We start from the raw sequence: 14,838 nt of genomic DNA, 5'->3' as shown, positions 1-14,838 counted from the left end.
CACGGCGCCGCCGACAGCGTTCCGGCCCGACGCGCACCCGGCGCGAACCGCGGGATCCCGGGCTCGAGGCGGGTTCGCGGGTAGGATGAGCCTGTCGTTTTCGCAGTGTGAGGAGTTCCATGGCAGAGCCGGTCGCAGGCCAGATCGTCGACATCGACGTCTCCGAGGAGATGGAGACCTCCTTCCTCGAGTACGCCTACTCGGTGATCTACGCCCGGGCCCTGCCGGACGCCCGCGACGGCCTCAAGCCCGTGCAGCGCCGGATCATCCACCAGATGGGCGAGATGGGGCTGCGCCCCGAGCGCGGGCACGTCAAGTCCTCGCGCATCGTCGGCGACGTCATGGGCAAGCTCCACCCGCACGGCGACACCGCGATCTACGACGCGCTCGTCCGCCTGAGCCAGGACTTCATCATGCGCGTCCCGCTCGTCGACGGGCACGGGAACTTCGGCAGCCTCGACGACGGGCCGGCCGCCCCCCGCTACACCGAGGCGAAGCTCACGCCCGCCGCGATGGCGATGATCGCCGGGCTCGACGAGGACGTCGTCGACTTCGTCCCGAACTACGACAACACGCTCACCCAGCCCGAGATCCTGCCGGCGGCATTCCCCAACCTCCTCATCAACGGCGCCTCCGGGATCGCCGTCGGCATGGCGACGAACATGGCCCCGCACAACCCCGGAGAGGTCATCGCCGCCGCCCGCCACCTCATCGAGAACCCGCAGGCCGGTCTGTCCGAGCTCATGCGCTTCGTGCCCGGCCCGGATCTGCCCTCCGGCGGCCGGATCATCGGGCTGGCCGGGGTGCGTGAGGCCTACGAGACCGGGCGCGGCACCTTCCGCACCCGGGCGACGGTGAAGTTCGAGAACCTCACCGCCCGCCGCAAGGGCATCGTCGTCACCGAGCTGCCGTACCTCGTCGGTCCGGAGAAGGTCATCGAGAAGGTCAAGGACGCGGTGCAGGCGAAGAAGCTCACCGGCATCGCCTCGATCGACGACTTCTCCGACCGCAAGCACGGCCTGCGCCTGGTCATCGGCATCAAGAACGGGTTCAACCCCGACGCGGTCCTCTCCGAGCTCTACCGGCTCACGCCGATGGAGGACTCCTTCGGGATCAACAACGTGTGCCTCGTCGACGGCCAGCCGCGCACGCTCGGGCTCAAGGAGCTGCTCGAGGTCTACGTCGACCACCGGCTCTCCGTCGTGCTCCGCCGCACCCGCTTCCAGCTCCGCAAGGCCCAAGACCGGCTCCACCTCGTCGAGGGCCTGCTCATCGCGATCCTCGACATCGACGAGGTCATCCAGCTCATCCGGTCCTCCGACGACGCGCCGACCGCCCGCGGCCGGCTCATGGACGTGTTCGACCTGTCCGAGCTCCAGGCCACCTACATCCTCGACCTCCAGCTGCGCCGGCTGACGAAGTTCTCCCGGCTCGAGCTCGAGGCCGAGCGCGACGAGCTCCGTGCCCGGATCGCACACCTCGAGAGCATCCTCGCCTCCGACGCGAAGCTCCGCGCGCTCGTGTCCGCCGAGCTCGGCGAGGCCGCCGAGGCGATCGACTCCGCCCGCCGCACCGCGCTCGTCGAGGGCACCCAGGAGGTCACCGGGGCGCGGCGGAAGGCCGGCGCCCCCGAGCTCACCATCGCCGACGAGCCCTGCTGGGTGCTCCTGTCGACCTCCGGCCGGATCGCCCGCACGAACAGCCTTGCCCCGCTGCCCACGACCGGCCGGCGGGTGTCCCACGACGCCCTGCGCTCCCAGGTGGCGACGACCACGCGCGGCACCGTCGGGGCGATCACCTCCGCCGGGCGGCTCCTCACCGTCGACATCGTCGCCCTTCCGGCCCTGCCGCCGCAGGCCACCCGGCCGGGTCTCGCCGGCGGGGTGCGGATCGGGGAGTTCGTCACCCTCGACGCCGGGGAGCGGGTGCTCGCCCTCGTCGACATCGGCACCGACTTCTTCCTCGGCACCGCCGGCGGCGTCATCAAGCGCGTCGCCGGGGCCGAGGCGCCGGCGAACAAGGACTCGTGGCCCGTCATCAACCTCAAGCCGAAGGACGCCGTCGTCGGCGTCGGGCAGCTCCCGGACCCGGATGCCGCCCGGCTCGTCCTCATCGCCTCGAACGGCCAGCTCCTCACCTACGGCGCGGACCTCGTGCGCGCACAGGGATGGAACGCCGGGGGCGTGGCGGGGATGAAGGTCGCCGCGGACGCCCGCGTCATCGCCGTCGACCTCGTCGACCCGGATGAGGAGAACACTGTCGTCACCGTCGCCGACGGCGTGAATTTCAACGGGGAGCCCGCGCTGTCGATCAAGCTCACCGCGCTCGCGGAGTTCCCCACGAAGGGCCGGGCGACCGGCGGCGTGCGCGCCCACCGGTTCCTCAAGGGGGAGACCGGCCTCGCGCTCGCCCACACCGGTCCGTCACCGCAGGCCGCGGCAGCCGGCGGCGGAGCGCGCGCCCTGCCCGAGGAGTACGGCCGCCGCGACGGCACCGGCACCCCGCTGGAGACGAAGATCGATGCGCTCGGCGCCCTCCCCCATGCCCGCGGGGCCGAGCCCGAGGCGGACGAGGCGGCCGCCGCCGAGGCCGCGGAGGCGAATGCCGGGGCCGGTGGGGCTGCCGCGAGCGCACCGGGCGGGGACGACTCCCTCGATCTGCCGGCGCACGCCCCGCGCCGCCGGGATCCCGACCTCGAGGCGCGCCGCGAGGAGATCGCGCGGGCGCGCACGGACGAGGACGACGCCGCGGTGATCATCAGCCGCGACGAGGACGGCGCGGACGATGAGGAGCCCGGCTCCCTGTTCTGAGCCGCTCCGCCTGGTGCAGCCGTCCGAGGCGGATCCCGAACCGCTGCCGCTCAGCTGTCGCCGGTGATGTCCATCGCCAGCGGCTCCGCGGTGCCGCGCTCCATCTCGAGCACGGACACCTCGCCGAGCCCCTGGAGGTTGAGGGTGCTGTGGCCTGCGAACTCGTAGTCATCGGTGCGCTGGATGATGTGGGCGGTGTCCCAGTCGGTGACGACCTTCCCGGGGTCCGCGACCGCGGTGAGCCGGGCAGCGAGGTTGACCGTCGACCCGAAGATGTCCCCGAGGCGGGAGAGCACCCGCCCCCAGGCGAACCCGACGCGGGCCTTCGGCAGCTGCACGTCGGCTTGGATCTCCTCCTGCAGGCGCAGCGCGATCTCCGCCCCGTCGTGCGGGGTCTGCGCGGCGAAGAACACCTCGTCGCCGACGGTCTTGATGACGCGCCCGCCGCCGGTCGCGACGACGTTGTAGGCGAGGTCCTGGAAGCGCTTGACCATGAACGCGAGCTGACGCGGCTCCATCTGCTGCGAGAGCCGCGTGTAGGACACGAGGTCGACGAAGCCGACCGCGCGGGCCAGCGGCATCGAGGAGTCGTACCAGCCGTGGCCGGCGTCCACCGGATGACCACTGGCCGGATTGATGTTGAGCCGGCCGAGCGCGCCTGCCAGGTTGCGCTTCCACGAGTAGACGAGCACCGCCTCGAGCGGGTCGAGGATCTCCTCGAACAGGTCGAGGACGACGGCGCGCGCCTCGGAGTCGGAGTAGCCGCGCTCATCGGAGAGGTACTCGACGATCGTCTCCATCTGCCACACGACGAGCCGGTCGGTGGTCTGACCGGTGGCGCGCATGAGAGAGAGCACCGTCTCCTCGTCGAGCTGGTCGGTGCCGACGATCCGGGCGACTTCGCTCAGCGCGGTGGCGTCGTTGACGGTGAAGGCGACCTGCCCCTCGGGCACCCGGGCGAGACCCAGGGTGCGCCAGAACTTGCGGGCGGAGATCGTCGACACCCCGGCGAGCTGGGCGACCTCGCGGCGGGTCAGCACCCGCTTGCCGCCGAGCAGAGTCTCCTCGAGCCGGGCCGCGGCCGAGCGCATCTCGAAGATCGTGTCCTCGATCTCCCTGCGCTCCCGCTCCCCGATCACCCCGGGATCGATCTCCTCGTCGGGATCGACGTCCGGGGCCGACCAGTCATCGGGGCCGTGCGGCTCCTCGGCTCCCCCGTCGAGCCCGGGCCTGCCGTCGAGCCCGGCCGTGGGCGGATCCGGGACCGGGCCGGCGCCATCGGGATCCGGCTGGGTGCCGTCGTCGAACGGAGCGCTCACAGCGCCCTCGCGTGGACGACGTCACCGGCGCTCACCCGGCGGCGCGCGCCGCCGACGTCGACGACGAGCGCGCCGGTGTCGTCGAGCGCGACGGCCCGGCCGGTGAAGTGCTCGTCCCCGGGCAGCTCGACGCGCACGTCCGCACCCAGGGTGACCATCGCCTCACGGACCCCGGCGGCGGACGCCGAGGCGCCGGCCCCCTCCCCCGCCGCGAGCACCTCGGCGACGGCCGGGCGCAGGCGCTCCAGCACACCGGCGAGCAGCGCCTCGCGGTCGGTGGAGCCCCCGGCGAGCAGGAGCGAGGTCGCGGTCGGCACGGGCAGCTCCGCGGCGGTCAGCGAGACGTTGATCCCGATGCCGATGATGACGATCGTGCCGCCGACGGCGGGATGGGCGCGGGTGAGGATGCCGCAGATCTTGCGTCCGTCGACGAGCACGTCGTTGGGCCACTTGACGCCGGCACCGGCACCGGCCGCGCCGAGCGCCTCGGCGACGCACCAGCCGGTGACGACGGGCAGCCAGCCGATCATCTCGATCGGGAAGGCCGCCGGAACGCGGACGGGCAGGGAGAAGGTCAGGCAGGCGCCGGGCGGCACGGTCCACACGCGTCCCAGGCGCCCGCGACCTGCGGACTGGAAGTCGGTGCCGAGGACGGAGAAGTCGGGCCAGGAGTCCGGGTCGGCAGTGAGGCGTTCGGCGAGCGCGTCGTTCGTCGAGCCGAGCTCGGCGGGCCATTCGAGGTGCGCCACCGGGGTCCGGGATCGCTCGCTCAGCTCCTGGAATCGGGGCAGGTCGAAGGGACGGCGGGAAGGTTCGGTGTGCACCAGATCACCCTATGGGGTTTGGCACCCGGATACAACGGCGCACCCCCGCCGTTAGGCTGACACCATGAGTGAGACTTCTGTGCCGCGCACGACCGCCGACCGCATCGCCGCTTTCGAGGACCGCCGCCGGGCGGCCCACGCCGGCAGCGAACGGGCCGTGGAGAACCAGCACAAACGGGGCAAGCAGACCGCCCGGGAGCGGATCGACCAGCTGCTCGACGACGACTCCTTCCAGGAGATCGACGAGTTCGTCCGCCATCACAGCACGCAGTTCGGGATGCAGGCCAACCGGCCCGACGGCGACGGCGTGGTGTGCGGCCTCGGCACCATCGACGGGCGCACCGTCGCGGTGTTCGCCCACGACTTCACCGTGCTCGGCGGTTCGCTCGCGGAGGCCAACGGCCGCAAGATCGTCAAGGTGCAGGAGCTCGCGCTCAAGCTCGGCTGCCCGATCATCGGCATCAACGACTCCGGCGGCGCGCGGATCCAGGAGGGCGTCGGCTCGATCGCGCTGTTCGCGGAGATCTTCCGGCTCAACGTCGCCTCCTCCGGCGTGATCCCGCAGATCAGCCTCATCATGGGACCCTCGGCCGGCGGTGCCGTGTACTCCCCGGCGCTCACCGACTTCACGATCATGGTCGACGGCACCTCGCACATGTACATCACCGGCCCCGACGTCATCCGCACCGTCACCGGCGAGGACGTCGGCCACGAGGAGCTCGGCGGCGGGCGCACCCACAACTCGGTGAGCGGCAACGCCCACTACCTCGCCGCCGACGAGTCCGACGCGCTCAACTTCGTGTGCGACCTCATCTCCTTCCTGCCGTCGAACAACCTCGACGAGGCCCCGCTCGTCCACGCCCCGGCCGACCTCACCGTCGACTCCGACGACGAGGCGCTCGACGCGCTCATGCCCGACTCCCCCGCGCAGCCCTACGACATCCTCGACGTCGTCACCACGGTGCTCGACGCCGGGGAGTTCCTCGAGGTGTCCGAGCTGTTCGCGCCGAACGTCGTCACCGGGTTCGGCCGCGTCGAGGGCCGCAGCGTGGGCATCATCGCCAACCAGCCCATGCAGCTCGCCGGCACGCTCGACATCGACGCTTCGGAGAAGGCCGCCCGGTTCGTCCGGTTCTGCGACGCCTTCAACCTCCCGATCCTCACCTTCGTCGACGTCCCCGGGTTCCTGCCGGGCACCGACCAGGAGCTCGGCGGGATCATCCGCCGCGGCGCCAAGCTCATCTACGCCTACGGCGAGGCGACCGTCCCGCTCATCACGCTCATCACCCGCAAGGCCTACGGCGGCGCCTACTGCGTGATGGGCTCCAAGCAGCTCGGCGCGGACCTCAACCTCGCCTGGCCGAGTGCGCAGATCGCCGTCATGGGCGCCCAGGGCGCGGCGAACATCGTCCACCGCAAGACGCTCAAGGCCGTCGCCGACGCCGGTGAGGACGTCGACGCGAAGCGCGAGGAGCTCATCCAGGAGTACGAGGATGCGCTCCTCAACCCGTACCTCGCCGCCGAGGAGGGCTACATCGACGCCGTCATCGCCCCGCGGGAGACCCGCGAGCGGATCGTGCGCGGACTGCGGGCGCTGGCGAACAAGCACGTGGAGGCGAGCAGCCGCAAGCACGGGAACATCCCGCTGTGACCGGGGAGCACACCGACGGACAGGAGCGCGCCGAGGTACACGCGGCACCCGCTGGGGCGCAGTCCGCGCCGGCCGGGGCGCACGCACCGGACCTGCCGGTCGCCGTCGAGCCGCTGCCGGGGTCCGAACCGCTGAGCCCGGAGCGGGAGCGCGAGCTCGCCCGGGCGGCCGTCGTGGCCGCGCTCGTCGCACTCCGTCACGTCGAGGCGATGCATGCCGACACCCCGGAGCCGCGCGCCTCGCGCTTCGCCGCTCCGGCGCGCGCCCACCGGCGCACCCCGGCCGGGTCCTGGCGCCACCGCTTCTGAGGCCGACCGCTTCCGAGCCCGACCGCTTCCGAGCCCGACCGCGCGGATCCCGCGCACGCCGGGCCGCCCGCTCTCAGCCGCGCGCCCCGGCTGCGTCGGCCGACCCGGCCGCCAGCCGTGCTGCGGGTGCGCGCTCGCCGATGCCCTCAGCCGCGCGTGCCCGGCCTGCCGCCGCGGCTGCGCCCGTGGAACAGGTAGTACACCCCGGCGGCGAGCACGACGAGCCCGGCGCAGATGAGGTACACCCCGGACAGCCCGAGGCGCGGGACGAGAGTGCCGAGCACCACCGGCCCGAGCCCGGTGCCGAGGTCGAGCATGATGAAGAACGTCGAGATCGCCAGACCCACCCGGTGGGGCGCGGTGACGGTGACGGCGATCGCCTGCGCGGACGGGAACAGGGATCCGAAGCCCAGACCCATGGGCACCGCGGCCACGACGATCATCCACCCGGAGTCGGCCAGCGCGATGAGCACGAGCCCGAGCGTGAAGAGGGCGAAGATCGGGTACATCACCACGTCGTCGCCGTGCCGGTCCTGGATCCGGCCGACGAGCAGCCGGGCGGCGAGCATGACGATCGCGAACAGGATGAAGAAGGCGCTCGCGGCGTCCGGCGCGCCGAGCTGGGCGGTGTGGGTCGCGAGGAACGGGCCGACCGCGGTGGCGAGCGTCGTCGAGGTGCCGAAGTACCCCGTGCCCTCCGCGCGGCGGGCCGGCGGGATGATCGTCTGCACCGCCGCCATGACCGCGGTGTTCCCCGCCCCGAGCGCGATGCCGTGGACCACCCGCACGGCGATCACCGCCCACACCCCGGTGAGCGGGACGTAGAGCGCCGCGCACGCGACGAACACGACGAGAGCGCCGAGGATCATCCGTCTGCGGCCGATGAAGTCGAGGTACTTGCCGGCGAACACCCGGGCGATGAGCGCGCCGATGATGAATCCGCTCGAGGCGAGCCCGGCGACGGAGTCCGCGGCCCCGAAGCGCTCGATCGCGTAGCCGGCCATCGAGGTCATGAGGAGGTAGAAGGTCAGCGACATCGTGAGGTTGACGAGGAACGCCAGGACGAAGTCCCGGGTCCACAACCGCTGCTGCTCCACTGGCCGTCCGTCCTCCCGCCCGGCTCCGTCCCGAACGGATCAACTCTACCGGGCGCCCGGATCGGTAGGGTGGTGGCCATGACCACCGAGACCCAGCACCGCACCCCGTCCGCCATCGACGCCGTCGCCGAGCAGCACACGGAGCGGCTCATCGAGATGTCCCCGGCCCTGCGGGTCGAGCTCGGCCGGCCCGGCGACGAGACCGTGCTCGACGACTACTCACCGGCCGGCGCCGCCGCCCGCGACGCCCTCAACGCACGCACCCTCGCCGCGCTCGACGAGGCCGAGGCGGCGATGGCCGCCGACGGCACCGCGCCCGACGCCGTCGATGCGGTGACGCTCGATGCGATGCGCGAGCGCCTCGGCGTCGAGCGCGACCTCCACGCCGCGGGCCTCGACATCGGGCAGCTCAACGTCATCGCCTCGCCCCTGCAGGAGGTGCGCGAGCTGTTCGACCTCGTGCCGACGGAGACGACGGCCGACTGGGAGCACAGCGCAGCGAAGCTCCGAGCGGTCGACACCGCGCTCGCCGGGTACCGCGAGAGCCTGCTCGCCGCACGCGATGCCGGGCGCGCCCCGGCCCGCCGCCAGGTGGAGCGCGGCATCGAGCAGGCGCGCGAGGCGGCGAAGGCCGGCGGGCACTTCGACCGCTTCGTCGCGAAGGCGACCGCGGTGCCCGAGGCGCTCGCCGCCGAGCTCGCCGAGTCCGCGAAGACCGCCCGCACCGCCTATGTCGAGCTCGCGGAGTTCCTCGCCGAGGAGATCGCTCCCCACGCCCGTGAGGAGGACGCCTGCGGGCGCGAGGACTACCGGCTGCTGAGCCGCGCGTTCCTCGGTACCGAGGTCGACCTCGACGAGACCTACGCCTGGGGCCTCGCGGAGCTCGAACGGATCGATGCCGAGCAGCGCCGGATCGCGGAGCGGATCGCTCCCGGCACGGACGTGCTCGCCGTCATGCACGATCTCGACGCCGATCCCGCCCAGCAGCTCCACGGCCTCGACGCGCTGCGCTCGTGGATGCAGGAGAAGGCCGATGCCGCGATCACCGCGCTCGGCGGCTCCGCCTTCGACATCCCCGAACCCGTCCGCACGATCGAGTGCATGGTGCTCGCCGACGGCACCGGCGGCATCTACTACACCCCGCCGACCGACGACTTCTCCCGGCCGGGCCGCATGTGGTGGTCCGTGCCGGCCGGGGTGGAGACCTTCTCGACCTGGCAGGAGCTCACCACCGTGTACCACGAGGGCGTGCCGGGCCATCACCTGCAGATCGGGCAGGCGGTCGTCGTCAAGGACACGCTCAACACCTGGCGCCGGCAGATCTGCTGGGTGTCCGGCCACGGCGAGGGCTGGGCGTTCTACGCGGAGAAGCTCATGGCCGAGCTCGGCTTCCTCGACGATCCGGCCGACCGCCTCGGCATGCTCGACTCGCAGCGTGTGCGGGCCGCCCGGGTGTGCGTCGACATCGGTGTGCACTGCGGCCTCGAGGCACCGGAGTCCGTGGGCGGCGGGATCTGGGACGCGGACAAGGCGTGGGAGTTCCTCACCGCCAACGTCGCGATGGACCGCAGCTTCCTCGCCTTCGAGCTCGACCGGTACCTCGGCTGGCCCGGCCAGGCGCCGAGCTACGCGATCGGCCGCCGGCTGTGGGAGCAGGCCCGGGAGGAGGCGCGCGCCGCGGCCGAGGCGGACGGCCGTGCCTTCGACCTCAAGGCGTTCCACTCCCGCGCGCTCGACCTCGGCTCGGTCGGCCTCGACACCCTGCGCCGCGCCCTGGCCTGAGCCCCGGGCTCGGGCCCGACTGCCGTCGAATGGTCACTTCTCTTCGAATACCCGCGCGTAACCGAAGAGAGGTGACCACTCGATGCTCGACCCGGGGTCAGCCGGCCCGGTGGCCGCCACCTCGGGCGCGGCGGCGGGCGAAGCGGCCGTGGACGAGGAAGTAGAGGACCCCGGCGGCGAACACGACACCGGCGGCCACGAGGTACATCGCCTCGTAGGAGAATGCGCCGACGAGCGTGCCGAGCAGGATCGGGCCCATCCCGAATCCGAGGTCCATCATGAGGAAGTACGTCGAGGTCGCCACCCCGACGCGGGCGGGGCCTGCGGCGGTGATGGTGATCGCCTGCGCGCTCGCCATGAGGGAGCCGAAGCCCACGCCCGCGAGCATCCCGGCGAGCACGATCATCCAGGTCGCCTGGGTCGCGGCGACGAGCACCATCGCGGCGAGGAAGCACACGAACAGCGGGTAGACGACGATGTTGTCGCCGTACCGGTCCTGCACCCGGCCGAGCGTGAGCCGGGCGATGAGCGAGAAGCACGCGAAGGACAGGAAGTAGTAGGGCGCGGCGTGCGCCATCCCCATCTGCGAGGTGTACCCGAAGAGGAACGCCATGACGGAGGAGTAGGCGATGCCGCAGAGGAACATCACTCCCCCGATCCGCAGCCCGTCGCGGTCGAGGAGGTTCCGCGGGTGGAAGGTCGTGAGGCCGACCCGCGGCACGTACCGGCTGTCGAGCTCCGGGACGCGGAGGAAGAAGAGCCCGAGGAATCCGACGAGGGTGAAGGCGGTCGACACGACGAACAGCCAGTCGTAGCCGAGGTCGGCGATGACGGTGAGCGCGATGAACGGCCCGAGCGCGGCCGCGAGCGTCGTCGAGGTCGAGAAGTAGCCGGTGCCCTCCGCCCGCCGGGCCGGCGGGATGATGCTCTGCACGGCGGCCATGATCGCGGTGTGCCCGACGCCGAACGTCATCCCGTGGAGCAGGCGGACGACGATGAGCAGCCACAGGGAGTCGGCGAGCAGGTAGAGCAGGGAGGCCGCGACCGAGGCGCCGAGCGACACGATGAGCACCCGGTAGCGGCCGACGACGTCGAGGAACGCGCCGGTGAAGATCCGGGCGATGAGCGCGCCGACGACGAATGCGCTCGCGGTGAAGCCGGCGACGGTGTCCGAGGCGGCGAAGCGGGTCACCGCGTACTCCGCCATCGAGGTGACGAGGAGGTAGAAGACGAAGGACAGGAAGATGCAGATGACGAGGGCGAGGATGAAGTCCTTCGACCACAGCCTCCGCTCCGGCTCCGTCTTCACCGCACCGCTCCCCGTTCGATCGTTCACTCTGCGCGCTTCAGACGCCATTACATCACGGTGCCGTGATGTGCCTCACCCCGGGTCGGCCCCGCACCCCACGGACACGACTACGGAGGGCGGGTCGCACCGGCCGCTCGCGGCGCCGGCTCAGCCGCCGGTTCAGCCGCCGGTTCAACCGTCGGTTCAGCCGCCGGCGAGGATGTGCTCGGCCATCCGCTCCCCGGTGACGGGTCCGAGGACGATCCCCCACATCCCGTGTCCGGTGGCGACGTACCCGCGTCGAGCCACCCGGCGCAGCACCGGCCGGCCGTCGTCGCTCACCGGGCGCGGGCCCACCCAGTGGTCGCTCGTGTCGGCGAGGTCGATCCCGGTGACGAACGGCTCGAGCGTCGCGGCGATCGAGTCGATCCGGCCCGGGCGCGGCGGGGCATCCGGGGGCAGGAACTCCATCGTCCCGGCGATGCGGACGCCTGCGCGGTACGGGGTGAGCACGATGCGCTGGGTGGGGAGGTAGACGGGACCCTCGGGCATCCGGCCGGGGGCCACGGCGGCGGTGAAGGAGTAGCCGCGGCCGCTCGTCTGCCGGGTCCGTGCGCGGGTGCCGAACACCGGGCCGAGGACCTCGTCGGACCAGGCGCCGGCCGCGACGAGCACGGTGTCGGCGGTGTGCGCGGCTCCCGCGGAGTCGATGAGGCTGACCGCGGAGCTCCCCGCGTGCCCGGCGACGACCTCGACCCCTTCGCGGATCTCGACGCCGGCGGCGCGCGCGGCCCTCGCGAGGTCCCGGCAGTAGGCTCCGGGATCGATGTAGGCCTGCCCGGTGACGGTGAGCGCGTGCGCGACGCGGTCGGTGAAGTACGGGAGTCCGGCCGGATCGGTGCGGCGAACGGCGACCTCGACGCCGGAGGCTGCGAGCAGCTCGACCTCGTGCTCGAATGCGGCGATCGTCGAGGCGGACTCCGCCCCCACGTGGTAGTCCGCGCGGTGGACCGGAGCGGTCACCCCGGACTCGGCGAGCCGGTCGAACGCGGCGAGCGCCTCGCGGGTGAGCGGGGCGTTGGCCTCGATGGCCGCGGAGAACCGCTTGGTCGTCATCTGGGCGGCGAACCGGGTGAGGAACCTGAGGATCTGCGGGGTGGGCCGCGGCACGGACAGCGGGGCGTCCGGGTCGGTGAGCGCCTGGATCCCATGGCGCCACCCACCGGGCTCGGCGAGCGGGGCGACGAGCCCCGGGCACACCCAGCCGGCGTTGCCCCAGCTCGCCCCGGCGGCCACCCGCTCGCGCTCGAGCACGGTGACCTCCGCACCCGCCCGGGCGAGGTGGAAGGCGCTCGCGAGCCCGACGATCCCAGCCCCGACGACGATGACGTGCATGGTGGGTCCTCCCGTGTCTAGAGCGCCTGGGCGCTGATGACGAAGTGGGTGCCGTCGAGCCCGTCGACGAGCATCTGCACGGCGTGCGTGCGGTCGCGGCCGCTGACGAGCCAGTTCGGTTTGAGCACCCCGCGGACCGGTTCCGCGATCTCCACCCGGTAGCCCATGCCGAGCTTCCAGCGGCGCTGCACCCGGGTGCGCAGGAGGTTCCGTGCGACCTCGACCGCGTCGTCCTCCGGGATCGGTGTGCGTTCGAGCGCGGCGACGAACTCCGCCTCCTCGACCGGCTCCCCGTGCGGCTCGAAGGCCGCGATGAATCCCTTGCCGGAGTAGACGTCGACGAGCACGTCGACGATCTCGCCGAGCGGGTCTCCCCCGCCTGCTCCCGCACCGGCACCTGCTCCTCTGCCGGCTCTGCGGAGGCCGGTGCGCCGCACCCCGGCGCGCACCCACCAGTACGGGTGGACGACGGCGGTCGCGCTCGCCGCGGCACCGGGCAGGCGCCGGACGAGCACGGCCCGCGCCTCGGCGGCGCCGCACACGACCGGCAGGCGCAGCGCGCCCGGGAGTGCGCTCACGCCCGGTCGGCGGATCCGTGGGTGCCGGGCACCTGGCCGCCGAGCGCGGGGTTCTGCCCGGTGAGCAGGCGCGCCGGGATCGGACCGACCCGGTCGGTCTCCACGAGTGCCTCGTGGACATGGGCGGGCACCGGGCTGGTGCGCTGGGTGACGAGCGAGCCGATGATCATCGCGAGCGTCGAGGCGAGGATGCCCACGCCCATCGGGTCGATCCCGGTGACGTCGACGAGTCCGGAGAACTGCCACACGACGACGACGACGGTGCCGACGATCATCGAGGAGATCGCGCCGACGGTGTTCGCCTTCTTCCACCAGGCCGCGCACACGTAGGCCGGCACGAAGGCCGCGCCGAGCACGGTGGTGGAGAAGATGACGACCTGGGCGACGGCCGGGGCGCCGACGATCGCGACGACGTAGCCGATGATCGCGAGCAGGAGCACCGTGATGCGGGAGACCCACACCGACTGCCGGTCGGTCATGCGCGGGTTGATGAACCGGCGGAAGAGGTCGTAGCTCGCGATCGTGCCCGATTGGAGCAGCAGGGCGTCGGCGGTGGACATGATCGCGGCCATGATCGCGGCCATGACGATTCCGACGGCGAAGGCCGGCAGCACGATGTCCGCGACCTCGAAGATCGCGAGCTCCGGGTCGGCGAGGTTGGGCACGATGATGAGGGCGAGCACGCCGATGAGGTAGGGCGCCGGGATGAAGAGGAGGTTGTAGACGGTCGCGTAGAGACCCGCCCGGCGGGCCACCGAGGGGTTCTTCATCGCCATGTGGCTGACGTTGACGTGGGGCCAGCCCATGTAGCCGATGGAGAACACGAGCAGCGCGCCGATGATCACGCCCCACTGCACCCCGGCGATCCCGTCCGGACCCCACATCGACAGCAGGTTCGGGTTGATCTCCGCGACCGCGGTGTTGCCGGCCGTGAGTCCGCCGACGGCCATGAGGGTGGCGATGAGGATCCACAGCATGCCGATGACCATGATGATCGCCTGCACGAAGTCGGTGTAGGCCACGGCGAGGTACCCGCCGAGGAAGGTGTAGGCGACGATGACGCCGATCGCGATCGCAAGCGCCCACACGTAGGGGACCCCGGTGACCATCTCGAGCCCGCGGCCGCCGGCGATGAACTGGCTCATGACGTAGAAGAAGATGCAGAACAGGGCGATCGGCGCAGCGATCAGCCGCGTCCACCTCGAGGGATACCGGTGCTCGAGATACTCGATCGAGGTGAGCGAGCCGAGGATCTGGGAGAGCTTGCGCATCCGGCGGCCGAGGATCGACAGGTTGAGCACGCCGCCGCCGATGTCGCCCATCGCGTACCACATGCCGAAGTAGCCCTGGGTGTAGCCGAGCGAGCCGGCACCGAGGAACATGTAGCCCGACATCGACGAGCTCTGCAGGCGCAGCGCGGTGACCGCCGGGCCGAGGCTGCGGCCGCCGAGCAGGAATCCCTCGGAGTCCTGGGTGCCGCGGCGCATCGCCCACACGCCGATCGCGATCATCGCGATGAAGTAGATGATGAGGAAGATCGTCTCGAGGTTCATCGCACGTCACCCCCCGTCGCACCGGCGGGTCCGGCCGGTGTCCCGGGGCCGGCAGGTGCGCTCGGGCCGCCCGGGGCATCCGTGTCTGCGTCCTCCCGCGCCCAGTTCCGCGACACGACGAGGAACCCGATGGTGTAGAGGACCCAGAAGAGGGGGATCCCGATGAGGACCGCGGTGGTGACCGCCGGCAATCCGAACATGAGCGCTGGCCTTCCAGTGGGGTGCGAGCAGTT

The 14,838-nt window shown here is 72.0% G+C and carries 12 protein-coding genes; 4 read left to right on the top strand and 8 right to left on the bottom strand.

The genetic code is table 11. From position 1 onward, the window contains the following. The first annotated feature begins 119 nt into the window (after positions 1-119). On the top strand, positions 120-2,810 hold the full coding sequence (locus AB0I45_RS11175; RefSeq protein ID WP_345032116.1) for a DNA topoisomerase IV subunit A: 2,691 nt from the start codon (positions 120-122) through the stop codon (positions 2,808-2,810). A gap of 50 nt (positions 2,811-2,860) precedes the next feature. Here the strand turns inward: AB0I45_RS11175 and AB0I45_RS11170 are convergent, their stop codons facing one another. Both AB0I45_RS11170 and AB0I45_RS11165 read right to left on the bottom strand, forming a co-directional pair. Further along, positions 2,861-4,129 (bottom strand): adenylate/guanylate cyclase domain-containing protein, encoded by a 1,269-nt coding sequence (locus AB0I45_RS11170; protein WP_295689473.1) that lies wholly within the window; start codon positions 4,127-4,129, stop codon positions 2,861-2,863. Beyond that, a complete protein-coding gene (locus AB0I45_RS11165) occupies positions 4,126-4,953 on the bottom strand; it encodes a biotin--[acetyl-CoA-carboxylase] ligase (RefSeq protein WP_345032112.1) in 828 nt (275 codons plus the stop codon). Before AB0I45_RS11165 ends, AB0I45_RS11170 begins: the two co-directional genes overlap by 4 nt. 64 nt (positions 4,954-5,017) lie before the next feature. Here AB0I45_RS11165 and AB0I45_RS11160 point away from each other — a divergent pair, with 64 nt between their 5' ends. Both AB0I45_RS11160 and AB0I45_RS11155 read left to right on the top strand, forming a co-directional pair. After that, a complete protein-coding gene (locus tag AB0I45_RS11160) occupies positions 5,018-6,604 on the top strand; it encodes an acyl-CoA carboxylase subunit beta (protein ID WP_247618826.1) in 1,587 nt (528 codons plus the stop codon). Next, on the top strand, positions 6,601-6,912 hold the full coding sequence (locus AB0I45_RS11155; protein ID WP_295689478.1) for a hypothetical protein: 312 nt from the start codon (positions 6,601-6,603) through the stop codon (positions 6,910-6,912). Before AB0I45_RS11160 ends, AB0I45_RS11155 begins: the two co-directional genes overlap by 4 nt. A 146-nt stretch (positions 6,913-7,058) precedes the next feature. Here AB0I45_RS11155 and AB0I45_RS11150 read toward each other — a convergent pair whose 3' ends face one another. Then, complete coding sequence (locus AB0I45_RS11150) at positions 7,059-8,009, bottom strand: MFS transporter (protein ID WP_295689479.1); 951 nt, start codon at positions 8,007-8,009, stop codon at positions 7,059-7,061. A gap of 78 nt (positions 8,010-8,087) precedes the next feature. Here AB0I45_RS11150 and AB0I45_RS11145 point away from each other — a divergent pair, with 78 nt between their 5' ends. Then, positions 8,088-9,791, top strand: a complete 1,704-nt coding sequence (locus AB0I45_RS11145; RefSeq protein ID WP_295689480.1) for a DUF885 domain-containing protein — start codon at positions 8,088-8,090, stop codon at positions 9,789-9,791. A 97-nt stretch (positions 9,792-9,888) separates the two neighbouring features. On the opposite strand, the gene AB0I45_RS11140 is transcribed toward AB0I45_RS11145, so the two are convergent. The 5 genes from AB0I45_RS11140 to AB0I45_RS11120 all read right to left on the bottom strand — a co-directional run bounded on the left by AB0I45_RS11140 (position 9,889) and on the right by AB0I45_RS11120 (position 14,805). Then, positions 9,889-11,100, bottom strand: coding sequence for an MFS transporter (locus AB0I45_RS11140; RefSeq protein WP_295689481.1), 1,212 nt, complete (start codon positions 11,098-11,100; stop codon positions 9,889-9,891). Positions 11,101-11,283: 183 nt separating this feature from the next. Continuing rightward, positions 11,284-12,474 carry an FAD-dependent oxidoreductase gene (locus AB0I45_RS11135; RefSeq protein WP_295689483.1) on the bottom strand — a complete coding sequence of 397 codons (1,191 nt, stop codon included), beginning with the start codon at positions 12,472-12,474 and terminating at the stop codon, positions 11,284-11,286. 17 nt (positions 12,475-12,491) lie between these two features. Continuing rightward, the gene (locus AB0I45_RS11130; protein ID WP_265809652.1) at positions 12,492-13,052 is read right to left on the bottom strand and encodes a hypothetical protein; all 561 of its coding nucleotides are present in this window, start codon (positions 13,050-13,052) and stop codon (positions 12,492-12,494) included. Beyond that, positions 13,049-14,605 carry a sodium/proline symporter gene (locus tag AB0I45_RS11125; RefSeq protein ID WP_265809651.1) on the bottom strand — a complete coding sequence of 519 codons (1,557 nt, stop codon included), beginning with the start codon at positions 14,603-14,605 and terminating at the stop codon, positions 13,049-13,051. The genes AB0I45_RS11130 and AB0I45_RS11125 overlap by 4 nt, the downstream gene beginning before the upstream one ends. Further along, positions 14,602-14,805 carry a hypothetical protein gene (locus tag AB0I45_RS11120; protein WP_137319169.1) on the bottom strand — a complete coding sequence of 68 codons (204 nt, stop codon included), beginning with the start codon at positions 14,803-14,805 and terminating at the stop codon, positions 14,602-14,604. The genes AB0I45_RS11125 and AB0I45_RS11120 overlap by 4 nt, the downstream gene beginning before the upstream one ends. Positions 14,806-14,838: the final 33 nt, after the last annotated feature.

Origin of the sequence: Brevibacterium sp. NPDC049920, assembly GCF_040656435.1 — a bacterium.
In the GTDB taxonomy this organism is placed as follows: Bacteria; Actinomycetota; Actinomycetes; order Actinomycetales; family Brevibacteriaceae; genus Brevibacterium; species Brevibacterium pityocampae.
The sequence above is the reverse complement of the archived record's forward strand: the minus strand, read 5'-3'. Positions and strand labels throughout refer to the sequence as shown.

Coding starts and splice junctions, on each gene's coding strand:
- AB0I45_RS11175 (WP_345032116.1), top strand. CDS start 120: ATGGCAGAGCCGGTCGCAGGCCAGATCGTCGACATCGACGTCTCCGAG.
- AB0I45_RS11160 (WP_247618826.1), top strand. CDS start 5,018: ATGAGTGAGACTTCTGTGCCGCGCACGACCGCCGACCGCATCGCCGCT.
- AB0I45_RS11145 (WP_295689480.1), top strand. CDS start 8,088: ATGACCACCGAGACCCAGCACCGCACCCCGTCCGCCATCGACGCCGTC.
- AB0I45_RS11135 (WP_295689483.1), bottom strand. CDS start 12,474: ATGCACGTCATCGTCGTCGGGGCTGGGATCGTCGGGCTCGCGAGCGCC.
- AB0I45_RS11125 (WP_265809651.1), bottom strand. CDS start 14,605: ATGAACCTCGAGACGATCTTCCTCATCATCTACTTCATCGCGATGATC.
- AB0I45_RS11120 (WP_137319169.1), bottom strand. CDS start 14,805: ATGTTCGGATTGCCGGCGGTCACCACCGCGGTCCTCATCGGGATCCCC.